Here is a 17,282-nt window from a genome sequence, read left to right on the forward strand (position 1 = left end):
AAACCGTGCCGAACAAGTGGGCACACTACAAAGAGACCGTTCTTAATGAGAGTGGTCGGTGCTTAAATCTATAACCCGCATCTTAAATGCCACTTACTTGTTCTGGATCACATTTATTCTTATCTGGCTTATTTATACTGACTTCGAGTTCAAGACCCGATAACACATTTAAGCCAGTAGGAGACGAATATGAGTGGATGTTGTGGCGGTTGCGGTGGCGAGCACACCAAGCAAGAACAAGAAGCGGCCCAAGACCAAGCGCAAGCTGAGAAAACCCAGTCAGACGCAGAGTAATTTTTTGTTAATTCCAAAGATTATTCTGCTTAACCCTAAACGTAAACAAGACGTGAGGCTTTATCGCCTCGCGTCTTGTCGTTTTAGGCACCATTAACAACCTTAAGCCTAACGCGGGTATTGTTCCGCTTTATGTTACTGCTGTGAATATTATGTTAATCAATAGCTTGTGTAAGCTGTTGTCTATTCTCTTGTACAGCCTCCTCACCCTTAGTGCCATTGTGAAATGGCGCGTAAAGTCCGATAATGGCTGCTCTCATTTTAAATCGCCGAGTGATCATGTCTGAATACTTGTTGCTATTTGTCGGCACCGTGCTTGTCAACAACTTCGTGCTGGTGAAGTTTTTAGGTCTGTGCCCTTTTATGGGTGTGTCCGGCAAACTGGAAACCGCCATCGGCATGGGGATGGCCACCACCTTCGTGCTTACGCTTGCCGCCGCCTGCTCTTATTTGGTGAACCAGTACATCTTATTGCCGCTTGAGCTGACTTATTTACGTACCTTGTCGTTTATTTTGGTGATCGCTGTGGTGGTGCAGTTCACCGAGATGGTGGTGCATAAAACCAGCCCAACGCTATATCGTTTGCTGGGCATTTTCTTGCCGCTGATCACCACTAACTGCGCCGTATTAGGCGTGGCACTGCTGAACATCAATGAACAACATAACTTTATGCAAAGCTTGGTGTATGGCTTTGGTGCTGCCTTGGGCTTTTCCTTAGTGCTGGTACTGTTTGCCGCCATGCGTGAGCGCTTAGCCGGTGCCGATGTGCCCGCTCCCTTTAAAGGCGCGGCCTTGGCCATGATCACCGCCGGCCTAATGTCACTGGCCTTTATGGGCTTTACTGGCTTGGTGAAGGTGTAATGAGCAATATTTTAATCGCCATTGGAGTATTGGCGCTGCTGGCGCTGATTTTTGGTCTGATCTTGGGCTTTGCCGCCATTAAGTTTCGGGTGGAGTCAGATCCTATCGTTGAGCAGCTCGACGAGTTATTGCCGCAAACCCAATGCGGCCAGTGTGGTTACCCAGGTTGCATGCCCTATGCCCAAGCCGTGGCCGATGGCGATGACATTAATAAGTGCGTGCCCGGTGGCGATGCGACTATGCGCAAAATTGCCGATCTGATGGGCGTGGAGCCGCAAGCCATGGGCGAAGCCGCCGCCGCGCCAGAGAAGCGGGTGGCCTTTATTCATGAAGACATGTGTATTGGTTGCACCAAGTGCATTGCCGCCTGCCCAGTGGATGCCATTGTGGGTGCCACCAAGGCGCTACATACGGTGATCAGTGATGAGTGTACCGGTTGTGATTTATGCGTAGACCCCTGCCCCACCGACTGCATCGAAATGATCCCCATTACCGTCACCACTGATAACTGGAAATGGCAGCTCGAGCCCATCGCCATCAAGCAGGTAGAGTAAGATGTCGTCGTTGAAACCTTTATTAAACAACCTCAAAGCCGCTCAACTGCACACCTTTCACGGTGGCATACATCCGCCTGAGCGAAAAGCGCCGGCCAACCTAACGCCGATCAGCGATGCAGGGCTACCAGAAGAGCTAGTGTTACAAGTGCGCCAGCACATTGGCCAAGCGGCGCAATTAAGTGTAAGCGTCGGTGATCAAGTGCTTAAAGGCCAAACGCTGACCGAACCGCTTAATCCCATGATGGTGCCGGTGCATGCACCGACTTCCGGTGTTATCTCCGCCATTGAAAACAGGCCCTTATGCCACCCTTCTGGCTTAAGTGGCTTGTGTATCGTGCTTAAGCCCGATGGCCAAGAACGTTGGCGGGCGCGTTTTCCGGTAGCGGATTATCACTTGCTCGAGCCCGATGTGTTACTGACCCGACTACATCAAGCGGGCATCACCGGCTTAGGCGGCGCGGGGTTTCCGGCTCATGTGAAACTCGCAGCGCGCAAGCCTGCGCAGCTCTCCAGCACGTCTGCTCCGGCGGTCAGTGCAGGAAAGAGCAAAGACGCCCATGCAGATGGCATAAGCACGCTAATTATCAATGGCGTGGAGTGTGAGCCTTATATCAGTGCCGACGACCGTTTAATGCGCGAGCACGCAGACGAGATTTTGCAGGGCATCGCTATTTTGCGCCACATTGTGCAGCCCAAGCTGACCATTTTGGCGGTGGAAGATAATAAACCTGAAGCATTGGCGGCCCTCACTGCAGCGCTTAAGGCCACAAATCAAGCCAATCAAGATGACAGCCTGCAGATCATCGCCATTCCCACTAAATATCCTTCAGGCGGTGAAAAGCAGCTTATTGAAGTGCTCACCGGTTTACAGGTGCCGCACCAAGGCTTGCCGTCTGATTTAGGTATAGTGATGCAAAACGTAGGCACCGTTTATGCCATTCAGCAAGCCATTATCAACGACGAGCCGCTGATCCGCCGCGTGGTTACCTTGGCCGGTGACGCTTTTGCCACCCCCGGTAACGCTTGGGTGCATATAGGTACGCCAGTACGGTATTTATTAAAACGCTATGGCCTCACAGCCGAGCGGGAGCAACGCATTATTATGGGCGGGCCCATGATGGGCTTTACGCTGCATTCTGCCGCCGCGCCCATTATTAAAGGCAGTAACTGCATACTGGCGCCAAAATATGCAGAATTAGCGCCGCCCGCCGAAGAAATGCCCTGCATTCGTTGTAGCCTGTGTGCGGACGCCTGCCCAGCTAGCTTATTGCCGCAACAATTATATTGGTATGCGCGCAGCGAAGAACACGACAAGCTTGAAAGTCATAACCTGTTTGACTGCATCGAATGCGGCGCTTGCGCCTACGTCTGCCCCAGTAATATTCCCTTGGTAGAATATTATCGAATAGCGAAAGCCGATATTCGCCACGCCCGTCATGAAGCGGACCAAGCCGAACGGGCCAAGATCCGCTTTGAAGCCCGACAAGAGCGGCTGGCCGTGGAAAAAGCCGAACGCCAAGCCCGCCAAGCCAAAGCCGCCGCCGACCGTAAAGCACGCATGGCCGAACAAGCAGCTAAAACCGGTATCGACCCAGTGGCGGCCGCCTTGGCTCGGGTTAAAACGCGCCAGCTTTCTGAAGCAACGGATGGCCAAACCACAGCTCCGCAGGATATGACCGCCTTACGTGCCGCCCGCAAAGAAGAAGCCAGACGCAATCGCGCCCTAAAAGCCGCCCAAGCTGCTGGTGCTGGTAATAGTGCTGATGAAAATGCACAAATCAGTAGTACTCACACTGAAGAAAATACTGGTTCAGCAAACGTTACTCAGGGTAAAAATCCGGCTGTGGTCGCCGCCTTAGCCCGCGCTAAAGCGCGCAAAGCTGCAGAAGCCGCAGCAACTGATGATGAGCTAAACACAGATAGCGCCACCGCCACGCCAGCTAAAAACCCTGCGGTAGCGGCGGCCATCGCTAAAGCCAAAGCCGCACAAGCAGAGGCAAGTAAACGCGACAGTGGTAATGAACGAGTAGACCATAAAAAAGAAGCCATTAAAGCTGCAGTGGCGCGCGCTAAAGCTCGCCAAGAAGCGGAGTTACAGGCGGCAAGGGCCGCATTAAATCCAGACGTCATTGCCAGCGAAGCTCAGCTAAAGAATGACGTTTCAGCTGAAAACAATGCTGCAGATGAAAGCACAGCTGCCACTAAAAACACGGCTGCGAGTGAAAATACCGCTCCCGCGGATGCCAAAAAAGCCGCTATTCAGGCGGCGGTGGCACGAGCTAAAGCGCGCAAGGCGGCGCAAGCGGCCGAACTCGTTACCGAACCTAAGCCAATAGCCCAAACACCATCTGCGGTAGATAACAGCAAGCCAGAAGTAGAAAGCGGCGAGCCGGTAGATGCTAAAAAAGCCGCTATTCAAGCCGCGGTGGCACGAGCTAAAGCACGCAAGGTAGTGCAAGCGGCAGAGCCCGTTACCGAACCTAAGCCAATAGCCCAAACACCATCTGCGGTAGATAACAGCAAGCCAGAAGTAGAAAGCGGCGAGCCGGTGGATGCTAAAAAAGCCGCCATTAAGGCGGCGGTAGCCAGAGCCAAGGCACGCCAAGCGGCAAAATTGGCGGGCACTCAGCCTGAGCAAGCATCAGACCAACCATCAGACAAAAAAGAAGACGAGTCATAATGGCGTTAACAATTAGCAGCTCACCTCACGATCGTATTCCGCTCGACACGCCCACATTGATGCGGCGCGTTTGCTATTGCTTGCTGCCGGGCATAGTTGCTCAGTGGTGGTTTTTTGGCGCAGGAAATCTCATTCAAATACTGCTGGCCATACTCACCGCTTATGGCGCCGAAGCCTTAGTATTAGCCTTACGCGGTCGTCGTTTAAGTCCGCTTAAAGACAACTCGGCGCTGTTAACCGCCATCTTAATTGGTATCGCCCTGCCGTCGCTGGCACCTTGGTGGCTAGTGGTTATTGGTACCGGCTTTGCCATTATCGTGGCCAAACACCTGTATGGTGGCATCGGCCAAAACCTGTTCAATCCGGCCATGATCGCCTACGTATTGCTCTTGGTGTCGTTTCCGCTGCAGATGACCAGCTGGCTACCACCGCTGGAATTACAATTATATCCGGTCACTTTTGTCGACAGTGTGTCGGCTATTTTTACCGGCTTTACGCTAGACGGTTTTAGTCCCCATCAGCTGCGCGAGCTGGCAGACGGCGCGACCATGGCCACCCCGCTCGACACCTTAAAAACTGGTTTTACCCAAGGACATACCGCAAATGAGATCTTAGCGAATCCGGTGTTTGATGGTTTAGCAGGCTTAGGCTGGCAATGGGTAAACTTGGCCTATTTAGCCGGTGGCCTTATGCTGCTGCGCCTTAAGCTCACCAGTTGGACCATACCTGTGTCCATCTTGCTGAGCCTGTTTGTAGCCAGCCTGATCGGCTTTTTAATGGCACCGGACGGCACCGCCAGCCCCACCCTGCATTTATTATCGGGCGCAACTATGGTGGGCGCTTTCTTTATTGCCACAGATCCAGTGTCGGCGGCCACCACCTTTAAAGGCCGCCTGATTTACGGCGCCCTGATCGGCGTGCTGATTTATCTTATTCGTACCTTCGGCGGCTATCCGGATGCCATCGCTTTTGCGGTGTTACTGGCCAACATGACGGTGCCCATGATAGATGCACTCACTAAACCTACGACTTATGGAGTGCGCCGCTAATGCTGGAGATGATGCGCAAAAACGCACTGATCTTGGCCATTTTTGCCTTGGTCTGCACCGCCGTGGTGGCTTTAACGCACCGCTTAACCCAAAGTACCATTATTGAACAAGAACAGGCGCAGTTGCTGCGGGTGCTCGATGAATTATTGCCCGAGAGCAATCATGACGAGCCTTTATTCGATCATTGCGTATTGCTGACTAGCCCACAATTTTTAGGTAGCAAAGACCCGTTACCGGTGTTTACCGCCGTGAAAAACGGTCAGCCTCAAGGCTATGCCATTGAAGCCATAGCGCCGGACGGCTATAGCGGCGACATTAAACTAGTAGTGGGCGTGCAAACCGACGGCACCTTAAGCGGGGTGCGCGTATTAAACCACAATGAAACACCCGGCTTGGGCGATAAAATCGAGCTTAAACGTTCCCCTTGGATCTTAAGCTTTAATGGCAAGTCCATGACCGATGAAAAAGATATTCGTTGGGCGGTACGTAACGACGGCGGCCAGTTTGACGCTTTTACCGGCGCCACTATCACGCCCAGAGCCATCGTAAAAGCGGTGCGCAAGGTACTGCTCTTGGTACAACAACAACCGCAATTACTCACGCAAGCCCCAGCCTGTGGAGACTCATTATGAGCGACCAATATAAAGACATTATCCGCCAAGGTTTATGGAGCAATAACCCCGCCTTGGTGCAAATTTTAGGTTTGTGCCCAGTACTCGCCGTGACCAGCACCGTGACCAACGCCATGGGCTTGGGATTGGCCACCTTACTGGTATTAATCGGCTCTAATACCTGTGTCTCTTTGGTGCGAAAGTGGGTGCCAAACGAGGTGCGCATTCCTATCTATGTGATGATTATTGCCAGTCTTGTGACCTGCGTGCAGCTGCTCATGAACGCCTACACCTATGGCGTGTATCAATCGCTGGGCATTTTTATTCCGCTTATAGTCACTAACTGCGTGATCATTGGCCGTGCCGAAGCCTTTGCCTCTAAAAATAGCGCACCGCTGGCCGCCTTCGATGGCCTGATGATGGGCTTGGGCTTTACCTGTGTGCTGTTAGTATTGGGCGGCCTTCGCGAATTATTAGGTCAAGGCACTTTATTTGATGGCGCAGAATTGCTGTTGGGCGACTGGGCAACCGTGCTGCGCATGGACGTACTGCACTTAGATAACGGCTTTTTGCTGGCGATATTACCGCCCGGCGCCTTTATTGGCTTAGGACTATTAGTGGCCACTAAAAATTGGCTGGATAATAAGTTGGCCGCAAAAGCTGCGCCCGTGGCTAAAGCCGAAGTAACCCGCGCCCGCGTGACCTCATTATGAAGCGCTAACTTAGCTATGAATTAGGTAGTCTTGTTATGAATAAAGATAAACGTCGGCAAATTTTAGAGCGGCTACGCGAAAATAATCCTAATCCGACCACAGAGCTTAATTTTCGCAATCCCTTCGAGCTGTTAATTGCGGTGTTATTATCGGCACAAGCCACGGATGTGAGCGTCAATAAAGCCACCATCGGCTTATTTAATGCAGGCCCCACTCCAGAGGCCATGTTGGCGTTAGGCGTGGACGGTGTAAAAGAGCACATTAAAACCATTGGCCTGTTTAATACCAAAGCCGTGAACGTGATTAAAACCTGCACTATGTTAGTAGAGCTGCATAACAGTGTGGTGCCAGAAAGCCGCGAGGCATTAGAAGCCCTGCCCGGCGTGGGCCGAAAAACTGCCAACGTGGTGCTCAATACCGCCTTTGGCTGGCCGACCATAGCCGTGGATACTCATATTTATCGGGTGTCTAACCGCACCGGCTTTGCCAAAGGAAAAACGGTAGATCAAGTCGAGCTAGGCTTATTAAAATGGGTGCCTGCTGAGTTTAAGTTAGACGTGCATCACTGGTTTATCTTACACGGTCGCTACACCTGCATCGCCCGCAAACCCCGCTGCGGCTCCTGCATTATCGAAGACCTGTGTGAGTTTAAAGATAAAACGGAAATCTAAACACAGCGCCGAGCGCCAAGCACCAAGCAAAAAAGAGTGCGGCTTATCTTTATGCCGTCTTCCTGACGAAAGTCAGGATCTCGCTTTAGGTCTTGGAGCATAAGTGAATCTGCAAGCGTAAGAACAAGCAGATACAAAAACACCCCCGAGCTCTTCAGCTCGGGGGTGTTTCTTATCGCCTACTGCTTAACGCATACTGCGGCACGAAGGGCTACTTACAGGTCGCGATTACGGTCTTCGAATTCTTTAATCTGTTTTTCAGCTTCGTCTTTACTGACACCGTACGCTTCTTGAATGCGCCCAGCTAACTCTTGGCGTTTGCCATTGATTTGATCTAGCTGATCGTCAGTTAACTTGCCCCACTGTGTTTGCACCTTACCTTTAAATTGTTTCCAGTTACCTTCTGCAATATCCCAGTTCATAATAAGATCCTCAGATTAGGTTCAACATTTTAAATACCAGTGTTTTTATAGCAGTGTTTTTATAGCAGTGTTTTATACCTGTGTTTTATACTGCTGTTCAGATAAATTGCCTGCAACGGCATGAGTAACAATAAGGTAGTCAGTAGCACTTTGCCAACACTTTAGTAACAACTCTGACTTATTCTGTCGCAGTAGAGAATGGTATACTGGGTACGTTATTAGAAGACTGCGCATTAGCTTTGTCTTATCTAAGTTTTTAGTAACTATTCAGCTTCCGACTTGGCGTAAAAAATGCTCGGAAGCTGATCGTTGAATAATAACGTCAAGGCTGAGCTCGCTGACACGGACTGTTTTCGACACGTCGAGAGATAGCTCCTGATTAAACAGAACATCTCAGCACCTTGCATACTTCTAAAACTGCCGGATATCTTTTGCTGAACTTTGGTCATCCGGATGTCATTCTCACCCTGATTATTGGTAAACGGCACCATTACGTCAGACACCATAAAGCGCAAGACATCATCTTGATAGTCCCGTAATCGCTCTAATAATGCCCGTGATTTGGTGCGTTTTAGCCGCCCTCGTTGGCCCTTTTTTCGAGTGCTTTCATCTGGTGGCGGACAATGGGTATCGCCCCTCGCTAAGATGCCCTGATACTCTTTTATATACTGCTGCTGGCTGAGCCCGTCTAACGCGCCCTCATCAATTTGCTGTTTATTTATCGTTTTTAATAAGGTTTGCAGCGCTTTGGCCCATTCCATGCCGTCCTGCTCCCAAGCACGCTCAAGTTCGCGCAGATGATGCGCATTGCACAAGGCATGCTCACATTGCGTGTATTGGTAATACGGTTTCCAATGGTCATGACACAACACACCGGTAAAATAAGGTAAAACACCCGCCTCATCCATGGCGAGCTTCCCTCTGTTTTTATGCGGGTAAAAATACGTCCACTGAGTGGTCGATGCACCATGAAGCCAATGGCGTACGCCATCCACATTGATGCCCGTTTCATCGACGTGCAGTAACGGCGACTGCGCTAAGGCGTGCTGGATGGCATCTTGCGCACCTGATGAACGCACTAATGTTGCGGCTTGCTCATTGAAGTTAAATAAGCTGCCCGCACTGAGGGGGATACCGAGTTGATCGTTAAAGTACTCTTCAATGCGGTTGTAAGGGAGTAGCTGATATTGAGATAAGTACACAGCATGGGCTTTCAGACCGGCGCCATATTGCACAGGGCGAGTTACACCGTGAGGAAACTGTCCCATGAAACGGATACCGTGCTCGTCTTCAAGGATCTGAGCTTGATACTCGGTGACGACTTTACTGATATCGATATCAACCACTTGGCGCTTTTGAAAGCCAACTTCGTGGTACCGGCCTTTCGGCAAGGAATCTCGCTCCACATATATGATATTGATTTCATCAGGGGAGTCGGTTTGTAACAGGGTTTTTCCGATGCGGCCAGGCTGACCACCGGGCTTCAATTCAGAGCCGGGAGTGGGGGATTTCTTGCGATTCGTGTCTTGAGAAGGAGGAATGCTGCTGTTTTTACTATTAAGGCCAAATTTTTGAGCCAACAACGTGACGATCATCAAAATGAGCTCAATCGACATTTTGAGAGAAGGCGTAATCGTTTTGTCTGCCATCAGTTGCTTTCGTGTTTGCTCAACAACGTCTTGGATATTGATGTCTTTTAAGTTCATTATGCACGGAGTTAGCTGGCTTAGGACTAGCATGACAGACTGACAGGATCGGTCAAATGATCCTGAAAAAATAGTTGAGAAAAGGGATAATTTTCTCAACTTCGATTTCTAAGCTGAATAGTTACAGTTTTTATTCAATTTCTAATCAACTAACTCAACAACAAGCGGGAGCTAAACAATGCGTATTTTGCATACCATGCTGCGAGTCGGTCACCTCGACAAGTCCATTGCCTTTTATACGGATGTGATGGGCATGAAGTTATTGCGCACCAGTGAGAACGCCGAATATAAATACACACTGGCCTTCGTGGGCTATGGCCAAGAAGAAGATGAAGCTGTGTTAGAGCTGACCTACAACTGGGATACCCACAGCTACGACCAAGGCACCGCCTATGGCCATATTGCCATTGAAGCCGACGACATTTACGCCATGTGCGAGCAAATTCGTGCTGCGGGCGGCAAAGTCATTCGGGAGCCAGGCCCCGTCAAAGGCGGCAGCACTGTAATCGCCTTCGTCGAAGATCCTGACGGTTACAAAATTGAACTGATCGCCAAAGCAGACGCAGGTAAAGGCTTAGGGGAATAAAGAACAGCGCCCAGCACCAAGCGCCAAGGAAAACAAAAGGCGGTGTTTATCTTTAATGCCGTCTTCCTGAACTCGATTCAGGATCTCGCTTTAGGCTTTAAAACCAAAGAGTAGATACCGGAGCAAGTCGGTATGACGGCATAGGGCCAACAAAGAAGAGGCTATCTTTTAGCCGTCTTCCTGAACTCGATTCAGGATCTCGCTTTAGGCTTTAAAACCAAAGAGTAGATACCGGAGCAAGTCGGTAAGACGGCATAGGAACGGTGTTCTTCTTTAACTTACGGCGTACAGCGTAAGACGCACAGCTCCCCGAAGGGGTGATTACCGCGACGGCAAAACCACATCTTCAAACAGCTGGTCGCGTTCTTCAGCGGTTTTTAAGGAAATGGCTTTATCCACACGCTCGCGAGTGAGGTGCGGCGCGAAGCGTTCCATAAAGTCATACATATAACTGCGCAAAAAAGTGCCCTTGCGAAAGCCAATCTTAGTGGTGCTCGAAGAAAACAAATGGCTGGCATCAATGGCCACCAAGTCTGAATCTTGTACCGCGTCCACCGCCATGCTGGCCAGCACCCCAATACCAATACCTAAGCGCACGTAAGTTTTGATCACATCGGCATCGGTGGCGGTAAACACCACCTTGGGCTCAAAACCGGCCTTATTAAAGGCGATATCTAACTCAGATCGACCGGTAAAACCAAACACATAGGTGACTAGCGAGTAATGGGCAATATCGGCAATGCTGGGCTTATCTATGTCCGCCAACGGGTGACCTTTAGGCACTAAGATACAGCGGTTCCAATGGTAGCAAGGCAACATGATCAAATCTTGATACAAGTGCATGGCTTCAGTGGCAATAGCAAAGTCTGAGGAGCCTTTGGCCACAGATTCACTAATTTGTGTGGGCGTACCTTGGTGCATATGCAAAGACACTTTGGGATAGCGCTTAATAAAACCTTGGATCACATGAGGCAGCGCATAGCGTGCTTGAGTATGCGTGGTCGAGATATTGAGTGAGCCTTGGTCAGGATGGGTATGCTGACTGGCTACGGCTTTAATGCTTTCAACCTTACCCAAGATCTCGCTGGAGATACGAATGATATCAACCCCAGCCGGCGTGACTCTTGTAAGATGCTTACCGCTGCGCTCAAATACTTGTATGCCCAGCTCATCTTCAAGCATCCGCACTTGCTTACTAATACCGGGTTGCGAGGTAAACAAACTCTCGGCAGTGGCCGAGACATTCAGATTATTGTTGGCAACTTCAACTATGTAACGCAATTGCTGCAGTTTCATTAGGCATCTCACATTAGGTAGCGACAATCTGACTAAATCTTACCAGATCCGAGAAAAAAATTCTCTGAGGGTCTTACTAATAACTATAAGTTATATATGAATTGTATACAAAACCGGCAAATCATCCTGTTAATTCAACACAAATTATACCAATCTGGAAAACTAACTGATCAAGGCCTTACCGCCACGCTTCTTGGTAACGAGAGGCACGGAAAAATAGTGTTCAGATCTGAGAATAACGCTAAGTAGTGCTTGAATAGGAGGGGCCCTTACCATGGAAGCTCTTAGTCACTTGTCGCACGTGAACTGCGTCCGTGAGTTCCGTGGATTCAGTGGCAAAAATTAGTCTTGGGTCTTTGGTCTTCTGCTTTCGGCTCGGCGTGGTGATTTTTAGCTTAATGTAAACAGGTCACATACTTACTTAGAATGGTATTAGCCAAACCCCACCGACTGGGGTACCATTTATTTTTACCTTTCACCCTAACTGAGTCGCCGATATATGACGTTGACCCTGATCCTCATAGCCATAGGCGCCCTGCTTTTTCTGGTCATTATTTACAATATGGTGCAGCAGTATTTAAATAAGCAAGAAGCAGAGAAACGCACCTTATTACTCAAACATAAAAACATCATCAACGAAACCGAAGAACTCCTGCAGAACGCCGGCCAGTTGCCCTTTAGTAAGGCCATAGTACTGACCTTATATCAGCGTATTCTCTACAGCCTGCAGATCATGACGCAGCAAGACCCCACTAATCTGCAAATAAAGACCCGCCGCACTAACATTGAGCAGCAGATTCATCAGGTAAAAGAACATTACCAAATGGAGAATGCGGCTCTTAAGTCACCGGATTCGGATCAGCAAGCTATTCAAATGCTACAAATAGTAAAACGCCTGCGCGCAGTGCTGCGTATCGAGCACAATAGAGGCAAAGTAGGTAATCAGGTTTTTGTGGTGGAAGACCGGCGTTTAGAGTTAATCCGTTTAAAAGTCAATCTGATCAATCTGGCCAAGCGAGCAGGTGCAGCACTCGCCAATCGCGATAACAATACCGCACTGCAAATGCTGAAAAAGGGCCTGACCGTGCTGGATCAAATACCCGATAAAGATGAACAGCTAAAGAGCATAGAAACCAGCATGCAGCAGCGCTTAGGTGAGCTTACCAGTAGCCAAAAACAAGTTGCACAAGAGCAAAAAATTCGAGAAGAAGAAAGTGAAAAGTCTGAACTCGACCAACTCTTTGAACCGAAGAAAAAGTGGTAAACACTGATGCCTAACTTAGATGATATTCTCACTAATCTGGATCATTTTTTAGCCGAGCTTGAACAAGGCATGCTGGATCACGGCTTAGCACTGCGCTTAGGCCAGATGGACCATGTGTGCGTGCGCGCTGCCACTAATCAAGAATATCTCGAGTTACGTGAACGCTTAGCGCAATTTGGCCAAACTTTAGTAGAAGGCATGATTGGCGGCCGCCCCATCATTACCTTTAAGCTTGCCCATCCCATTGCCAGCGCCTTTGGCCCTATCCCTTGCCTAGAATTAGCCGCACCAAAAGCGGGAAAACAACACACTCAAGGCTTAGAGCACAGCGAGATAGTGGTGCCGAGCCTCGAGCAGTTACTTCTCGATTATCCTTGGGTGCCCTTTAACCGCAGCGGCTTAGCCAGCTCAACCCCCGAGCTCAGCTTGAGCATAGCGCCCTACCAAATCAAATTTCACTGCCAGAGCCTAGCCGACACCATAGCGGCAGAAATTGCCCACGCCCAAGTGATCCCCGTGCCAGAGGATTACTTTAAAACAAGGCGGTAACGATGAGTTGGAACGAAATAAAATAGCCGTTTAGACTCGGCTATTCGGACAACTAGGTTGAAAACCGCCGCACTCCTGTTCATTGCGAGCGCAGCGACGCGGCAATCTATATTTAGCCACTGCGCAGGCTTGTCGCATGGATTGCCGCGCTGCGCTCGCAAAGACCACCCCCTCGTCAGTTGGCTGCTTGCAGCTCAACATTTTGATTTGTTTTTCTCAGCAATCGCCACGTTAAACCCGCGGTCACCAGTAATACCAACACGCTGCCAAGCATTACACCGGGCAAACCTGCCCAGGCCCAAAAAGGGTATAAGTACAGCCCACCTAGGCTGGCTCCTAAATAATAAAATACCAAATACAAGGCGGATGCCAAGGCGCGGTGTTGCGTTACGCTGCGCCCCACCCAACTGCTGGCACAGGCATGAGCCAAAAAGAAAGCAAAGCTGTCGACAAACAGCGTCAACAAAATAACCGGTAACTTCGGGCTAAGTAGTCCTAGGTTGCCGATGGCCATAATGGCAATCGCCGCTAATAAGGTTTGGCACAGGCCAAAACGATTGATCAACCAACCGCTAATGCTGGAGGCGAAGGTACCTGACAGGTAAGTTAAAAATAATAAACCCAACGCGGCGCTGGCTAACTGAATGGGCGGCGCCGACAAGTAAAATGCCACATAGGTGTATTGATTTAAGAACACCATAAAATTAAGCCCGCCCACCAGATAGATGGGCCACAGCAGCGGGTTTTTAATGTGCTTAACCAGAGCAGCTGTACCCTGGCCCTTGTGCGCTGGCACAAAATGCTGAGAAGCCGGCAACCATTTTACTAATGGCAGCCACAACAATAAACTCAGACCCGCTAACACCATAAAACTGGTTTGCCAATGGCCGCCCCACTCGGCCAGTAAGCCGCCAAACACCCTGCCTGCTATGCCCCCCAAAGAATTCGCTGCTATATAAATGCCAATGCTGGTGACCAAGGCTTTAGGCGTAAATTCCTCGCTCATGTACGCCACCGCCGTCGCCGGCAAGCCCGCCAAAAAGAAGCCTTGCATGCCCCTTGCTACCAGCACGCTAGAAAACTGGCTTAGCTGGGAGACGATTAATCCCAACACTAAGGCCACCAGTAAACAGCCCAGCATCACAGGCTTGCGCCCTAATTGATCGGCCACTCTGGCCCAAAACAATAAACCCAGCGCCAGCCCAAGCGTAGAGATCGATAACACCCACGTCGCCGACAATGCAGATACGGAAAAGTCACTGGCTAGCAGCGGTAATAAGGGTTGGGCGACGTATAAATTTATAAACACCAGCATAGAGCCTAAGCCCAATACCAAGGTGGCCCGCCACCACAGCGGGGTTTTTAGCTCTATCATGGACGACTCCTAGTGCTGAGCCTTGACCTTAGCGCGGACTGGAGTATAAATAAAATACATAAAATTTATAAAAACAATAAATAAAACTGATGGCGATAGAGCTAAAACTCAGCCTAAAACCTTTTTTGCCACGGAATACACGGAAGAACACGGAAAAATTAAGCTGAGATAAGAACGAAAAGTACCAAGAGACCTTATTGGTAAGACCAAGCTCTAAAGGGAACGGTGTTGTAATGTGCCTCTCTTAATCACTACAGGGTTCGGCACGGTTTGATGTTTTAAACAGTGACGCCTGGGTTGTAATGCGAGAACAAGTGTTCGCCTACAAAGCACTGCGAAGGGTGAAGGGTGAAGGGTGAAGAGAACGAGCTGACACACCGAATCTTCAGGGGCCGAGTATTCTGTGTAGCCTTGTCCCATGTCGTCCCGCTTACCCTTCACCCCTTTACAATGCCTTATAAGGATAAAATATGCTTGATGTGAAATGGTTGCGCCAGTTTGCTGCCGTGGCCCGTGAGGGCAATATTACTCGTGCCGCTCAGCAATTACGCTTGGCACAGCCGGCGGTGAGCATGACGCTAAAAAAGCTGGAGCAACACTTAGGTGTCGCTTTATTTAATCGCCTGCAAGGCCGGTTGCACCTCACCACCGAGGGCGAGCGCTTGTACCAGCACGCGCAACGTATTCTTCATGCCCTCACCTTGGCCGAGCAAGATATGGCGGCGCTGCAAAACCTTGATAGTGGTGAAGTCTGTATTGGCATACCCAGCATGTTGGGCTCATTTTACTTTCCGCCGCTGTTAATGGCCTTTAAGCACCAATATCCCGGACTGTCGATCAAGGTCATCGAAGCAGGCACCCAAGATGTGTTGGCGCAACTCTGCCAAGGCCAACTGAGCTTAGGCATAGTACTTACTGCCTCTTTGCCCGCCGAACTGAATGGTTTACCGTTATTGCGCGAAGAAATGGTGGCGGTGGTGAATGCCGAGCATCCGGCGCGCACGTTGCCCGCGATAAGCATGGCGGATTTTTTAGCTGAAGAATTGGCTTTATTTCGCCACGGTGTTTTTCATCGAGAATACTTAGAAGCCATGGCAAAAAAGAGTGGCATCAAGCTGCACATTGGTTTTGAGAGTAATTTAATTACGCTGCTAAAAGCTGTGGTGCGCCAAGGTTTCGCCATTACCACCTTTTTACGGATGGTGATTAAAGACGATGACGACTTGTTCGCCGTGCCTTTTGTAGAGCCTTACTTTCTGGATTTATGTTTGGCTTGGCCCAATCACCGCCCGCTTTCCCGCGCAGAGCAAGCCTTTGTGGAGTTTATGCAAAAATCAGCGCCCGGCGCCTAGAACAAAAATAAAAACTAAGACCTTCTCGCAACGGAATCCACGGAACCCACGGAAAAATAGAGATGAGATAAGGGCGAAAAAGACCAAACGATCTTATTGGTAAGAGCCAGACTCAAAAACGGCCTTACGTCAATTATTGGTGACTAGGGATTAGGGGTTGAAATTCACCAATCCCCAATCACCAACCCCTGCTTTTTCAATTGTTCCGTGTTCTTCCGTGACTCTCGTTACCAAGAAGCGTGGCAAAGATATCTCTTGGGTTAGGCTTTATTTTTACCTTCCAGATTATGGCTGACAGCTCCCTGAAGCGGTTTCTGTTATAATCTCGGCCTCAACATTATTGATGTAACCAACGTGACTATGCGCTTGATATTGGCCCCTATGGAAGGGGTGTTAGACCATTTGATGCGAGACTTACTGACCCGCATTAATCCCTTCGACTTATGTGTCACCGAGTTTATTCGCGTGGTGGACATGCGTTTACCACCGCGGGTGTTTCATCGCCTGTGCCCTGAGTTACACCAAGGCTGCAAAACGCCGGTTGGCACTCCGGTACGTATTCAGCTGTTAGGCCAAGATGAAAACTGGCTGGCAGAAAATGCCGACCAAGCTTGCCTGTTAGGTGCCCAAGGCATCGACCTTAACTTTGGCTGCCCCGCTAAAACCGTGAATAAAAGTCGCGGCGGTGCCGCTTTACTGGCCGACAGTGAACAGCTGTATCGCATTGCTAAAGCGGTGCGCGCCGCCGTGCCTGCCCATTTGCCGGTGAGCGCCAAAATTCGCTTAGGACTAGAAGACAGAGACAGCTATTTAGAAAACAGCCAAGCGCTGGCCGCAGGTGGTGTGACTGAGCTAACCGTGCATGCGCGCAGCAAAAAAGACGGTTATCGCCCACCGGCCTATTGGCCCTTGGTCGCCAATATTCGCGCCGCGTTAACCATTCCGGTGATCATTAACGGCGAGATCTGGAATGCAGAACAGTCCAAGCAGGCGCAAGCGCAAAGTGAGTGCAGCGATGTGATGTTAGGTCGTGGTGCGCTGGCCTTGCCTAATTTGGCAGCCACCATTAAACAGGGCACTCCACCCATGAGCTGGCCCGAAGTCGTAGCCTTATTATTGGCCTATTCGGCACAAGAAATAGCCGGTGATAAAGGCGAATATTATCCCAATCGCATCAAGCAATGGTTAAGCTACTTAAAGATCCAATATGAGCCGGCCCATGCTTTGTTTGGCGAAATTCGCACGCTAAAACACACTGATGACATTCGTCGCCTGCTTGCTTCACTCTAGCCACAC

General features: G+C 49.9%; 16 protein-coding genes. 12 read left to right on the forward strand and 4 right to left on the reverse strand.

Annotated elements, in window-relative coordinates; all coding sequences use genetic code 11:
* The first annotated feature begins 573 nt into the window (after nt 1–573).
* The 7 genes from rsxA to nth are packed head-to-tail and all read left to right on the forward strand — an operon-like array spanning nt 574 to nt 7,436.
* Nucleotides 574–1,155, forward strand: a complete 582-nt coding sequence (gene rsxA, locus CBP31_RS01075) for an electron transport complex subunit RsxA (protein WP_087038560.1) — start codon at nt 574–576, stop codon at nt 1,153–1,155.
* Nucleotides 1,155–1,709 carry an electron transport complex subunit RsxB gene (gene rsxB, locus CBP31_RS01080; RefSeq protein WP_087034478.1) on the forward strand — a complete coding sequence of 185 codons (555 nt, stop codon included), beginning with the start codon at nt 1,155–1,157 and terminating at the stop codon, nt 1,707–1,709. Before rsxA ends, rsxB begins: the two co-directional genes overlap by 1 nt.
* A gap of 1 nt (nt 1,710) precedes the next feature.
* Entirely contained in the window at nt 1,711–4,392 is a 2,682-nt protein-coding gene (rsxC, locus tag CBP31_RS01085) for an electron transport complex subunit RsxC (RefSeq protein ID WP_087034479.1), read from the forward strand.
* Nucleotides 4,392–5,441 (forward strand): electron transport complex subunit RsxD, encoded by a 1,050-nt coding sequence (gene rsxD / locus CBP31_RS01090; protein ID WP_087034480.1) that lies wholly within the window; start codon nt 4,392–4,394, stop codon nt 5,439–5,441. Before rsxC ends, rsxD begins: the two co-directional genes overlap by 1 nt.
* On the forward strand, nt 5,441–6,073 hold the full coding sequence (gene rsxG, locus CBP31_RS01095) for an electron transport complex subunit RsxG (protein ID WP_087034481.1): 633 nt from the start codon (nt 5,441–5,443) through the stop codon (nt 6,071–6,073). Before rsxD ends, rsxG begins: the two co-directional genes overlap by 1 nt.
* Nucleotides 6,070–6,765: an electron transport complex subunit E gene (locus CBP31_RS01100; protein ID WP_087034482.1), complete on the forward strand. Its 696-nt coding sequence runs from the start codon at nt 6,070–6,072 to the stop codon at nt 6,763–6,765. The genes rsxG and CBP31_RS01100 overlap by 4 nt, the downstream gene beginning before the upstream one ends.
* A gap of 35 nt (nt 6,766–6,800) precedes the next feature.
* Complete coding sequence (gene nth, locus CBP31_RS01105; RefSeq protein WP_087034483.1) at nt 6,801–7,436, forward strand: endonuclease III; 636 nt, start codon at nt 6,801–6,803, stop codon at nt 7,434–7,436.
* Nucleotides 7,437–7,651: 215 nt separating this feature from the next.
* On the opposite strand, the gene CBP31_RS01110 is transcribed toward nth, so the two are convergent.
* The gene (locus CBP31_RS01110; RefSeq protein ID WP_087034484.1) at nt 7,652–7,858 is read right to left on the reverse strand and encodes a CsbD family protein; all 207 of its coding nucleotides are present in this window, start codon (nt 7,856–7,858) and stop codon (nt 7,652–7,654) included.
* A 263-nt stretch (nt 7,859–8,121) separates the two neighbouring features.
* Complete coding sequence (tnpC, locus tag CBP31_RS01115; RefSeq protein ID WP_087034485.1) at nt 8,122–9,564, reverse strand: IS66 family transposase; 1,443 nt, start codon at nt 9,562–9,564, stop codon at nt 8,122–8,124.
* Nucleotides 9,565–9,742: 178 nt separating this feature from the next.
* Between tnpC and gloA the strand changes: the two genes are divergently transcribed.
* Entirely contained in the window at nt 9,743–10,150 is a 408-nt protein-coding gene (gene gloA / locus CBP31_RS01120; protein ID WP_087034486.1) for a lactoylglutathione lyase, read from the forward strand.
* 321 nt (nt 10,151–10,471) lie between these two features.
* Here the strand turns inward: gloA and cysB are convergent, their stop codons facing one another.
* Nucleotides 10,472–11,446 carry an HTH-type transcriptional regulator CysB gene (gene cysB, locus CBP31_RS01125; RefSeq protein ID WP_087034487.1) on the reverse strand — a complete coding sequence of 325 codons (975 nt, stop codon included), beginning with the start codon at nt 11,444–11,446 and terminating at the stop codon, nt 10,472–10,474.
* Between the two features lie 499 nt (nt 11,447–11,945).
* Here cysB and CBP31_RS01130 point away from each other — a divergent pair, with 499 nt between their 5' ends.
* Nucleotides 11,946–12,710 (forward strand): DNA repair ATPase, encoded by a 765-nt coding sequence (locus CBP31_RS01130; RefSeq protein ID WP_087034488.1) that lies wholly within the window; start codon nt 11,946–11,948, stop codon nt 12,708–12,710.
* Between the two features lie 6 nt (nt 12,711–12,716).
* A complete protein-coding gene (locus CBP31_RS01135; protein WP_087034489.1) occupies nt 12,717–13,259 on the forward strand; it encodes a VOC family protein in 543 nt (180 codons plus the stop codon).
* Between the two features lie 175 nt (nt 13,260–13,434).
* Here CBP31_RS01135 and CBP31_RS01140 read toward each other — a convergent pair whose 3' ends face one another.
* Complete coding sequence (locus CBP31_RS01140) at nt 13,435–14,634, reverse strand: MFS transporter (RefSeq protein WP_087034490.1); 1,200 nt, start codon at nt 14,632–14,634, stop codon at nt 13,435–13,437.
* Nucleotides 14,635–15,104: 470 nt separating this feature from the next.
* Here CBP31_RS01140 and CBP31_RS01145 point away from each other — a divergent pair, with 470 nt between their 5' ends.
* Both CBP31_RS01145 and CBP31_RS01150 read left to right on the forward strand, forming a co-directional pair.
* Nucleotides 15,105–15,986 carry a LysR family transcriptional regulator gene (locus tag CBP31_RS01145; protein ID WP_087034491.1) on the forward strand — a complete coding sequence of 294 codons (882 nt, stop codon included), beginning with the start codon at nt 15,105–15,107 and terminating at the stop codon, nt 15,984–15,986.
* Between the two features lie 360 nt (nt 15,987–16,346).
* Nucleotides 16,347–17,276 carry a tRNA-dihydrouridine synthase gene (locus CBP31_RS01150; RefSeq protein ID WP_087034492.1) on the forward strand — a complete coding sequence of 310 codons (930 nt, stop codon included), beginning with the start codon at nt 16,347–16,349 and terminating at the stop codon, nt 17,274–17,276.
* The last annotated feature ends 6 nt before the right edge of the window (nt 17,277–17,282 follow it).

It is taken from the genome of Oceanisphaera profunda, assembly GCF_002157895.1.
GTDB lineage: Bacteria > Pseudomonadota > Gammaproteobacteria > Enterobacterales > Aeromonadaceae > Oceanimonas > Oceanimonas profunda.

What these genes read in the sequence shown, in the direction of transcription:
- rsxA (WP_087038560.1), top strand. Translation starts at nt 574, where the DNA reads ATGTCTGAATACTTGTTGCTATTTGTCGGCACCGTGCTTGTCAACAAC.
- rsxB (WP_087034478.1), top strand. Translation starts at nt 1,155, where the DNA reads ATGAGCAATATTTTAATCGCCATTGGAGTATTGGCGCTGCTGGCGCTG.
- rsxC (WP_087034479.1), top strand. Translation starts at nt 1,711, where the DNA reads ATGTCGTCGTTGAAACCTTTATTAAACAACCTCAAAGCCGCTCAACTG.
- rsxD (WP_087034480.1), top strand. Translation starts at nt 4,392, where the DNA reads ATGGCGTTAACAATTAGCAGCTCACCTCACGATCGTATTCCGCTCGAC.
- rsxG (WP_087034481.1), top strand. Translation starts at nt 5,441, where the DNA reads ATGCTGGAGATGATGCGCAAAAACGCACTGATCTTGGCCATTTTTGCC.
- CBP31_RS01100 (WP_087034482.1), top strand. Translation starts at nt 6,070, where the DNA reads ATGAGCGACCAATATAAAGACATTATCCGCCAAGGTTTATGGAGCAAT.
- nth (WP_087034483.1), top strand. Translation starts at nt 6,801, where the DNA reads ATGAATAAAGATAAACGTCGGCAAATTTTAGAGCGGCTACGCGAAAAT.
- CBP31_RS01110 (WP_087034484.1), bottom strand. Translation starts at nt 7,858, where the DNA reads ATGAACTGGGATATTGCAGAAGGTAACTGGAAACAATTTAAAGGTAAG.
- tnpC (WP_087034485.1), bottom strand. Translation starts at nt 9,564, where the DNA reads ATGAACTTAAAAGACATCAATATCCAAGACGTTGTTGAGCAAACACGA.
- gloA (WP_087034486.1), top strand. Translation starts at nt 9,743, where the DNA reads ATGCGTATTTTGCATACCATGCTGCGAGTCGGTCACCTCGACAAGTCC.
- cysB (WP_087034487.1), bottom strand. Translation starts at nt 11,446, where the DNA reads ATGAAACTGCAGCAATTGCGTTACATAGTTGAAGTTGCCAACAATAAT.
- CBP31_RS01130 (WP_087034488.1), top strand. Translation starts at nt 11,946, where the DNA reads ATGACGTTGACCCTGATCCTCATAGCCATAGGCGCCCTGCTTTTTCTG.
- CBP31_RS01135 (WP_087034489.1), top strand. Translation starts at nt 12,717, where the DNA reads ATGCCTAACTTAGATGATATTCTCACTAATCTGGATCATTTTTTAGCC.
- CBP31_RS01140 (WP_087034490.1), bottom strand. Translation starts at nt 14,634, where the DNA reads ATGATAGAGCTAAAAACCCCGCTGTGGTGGCGGGCCACCTTGGTATTG.
- CBP31_RS01145 (WP_087034491.1), top strand. Translation starts at nt 15,105, where the DNA reads ATGCTTGATGTGAAATGGTTGCGCCAGTTTGCTGCCGTGGCCCGTGAG.
- CBP31_RS01150 (WP_087034492.1), top strand. Translation starts at nt 16,347, where the DNA reads ATGCGCTTGATATTGGCCCCTATGGAAGGGGTGTTAGACCATTTGATG.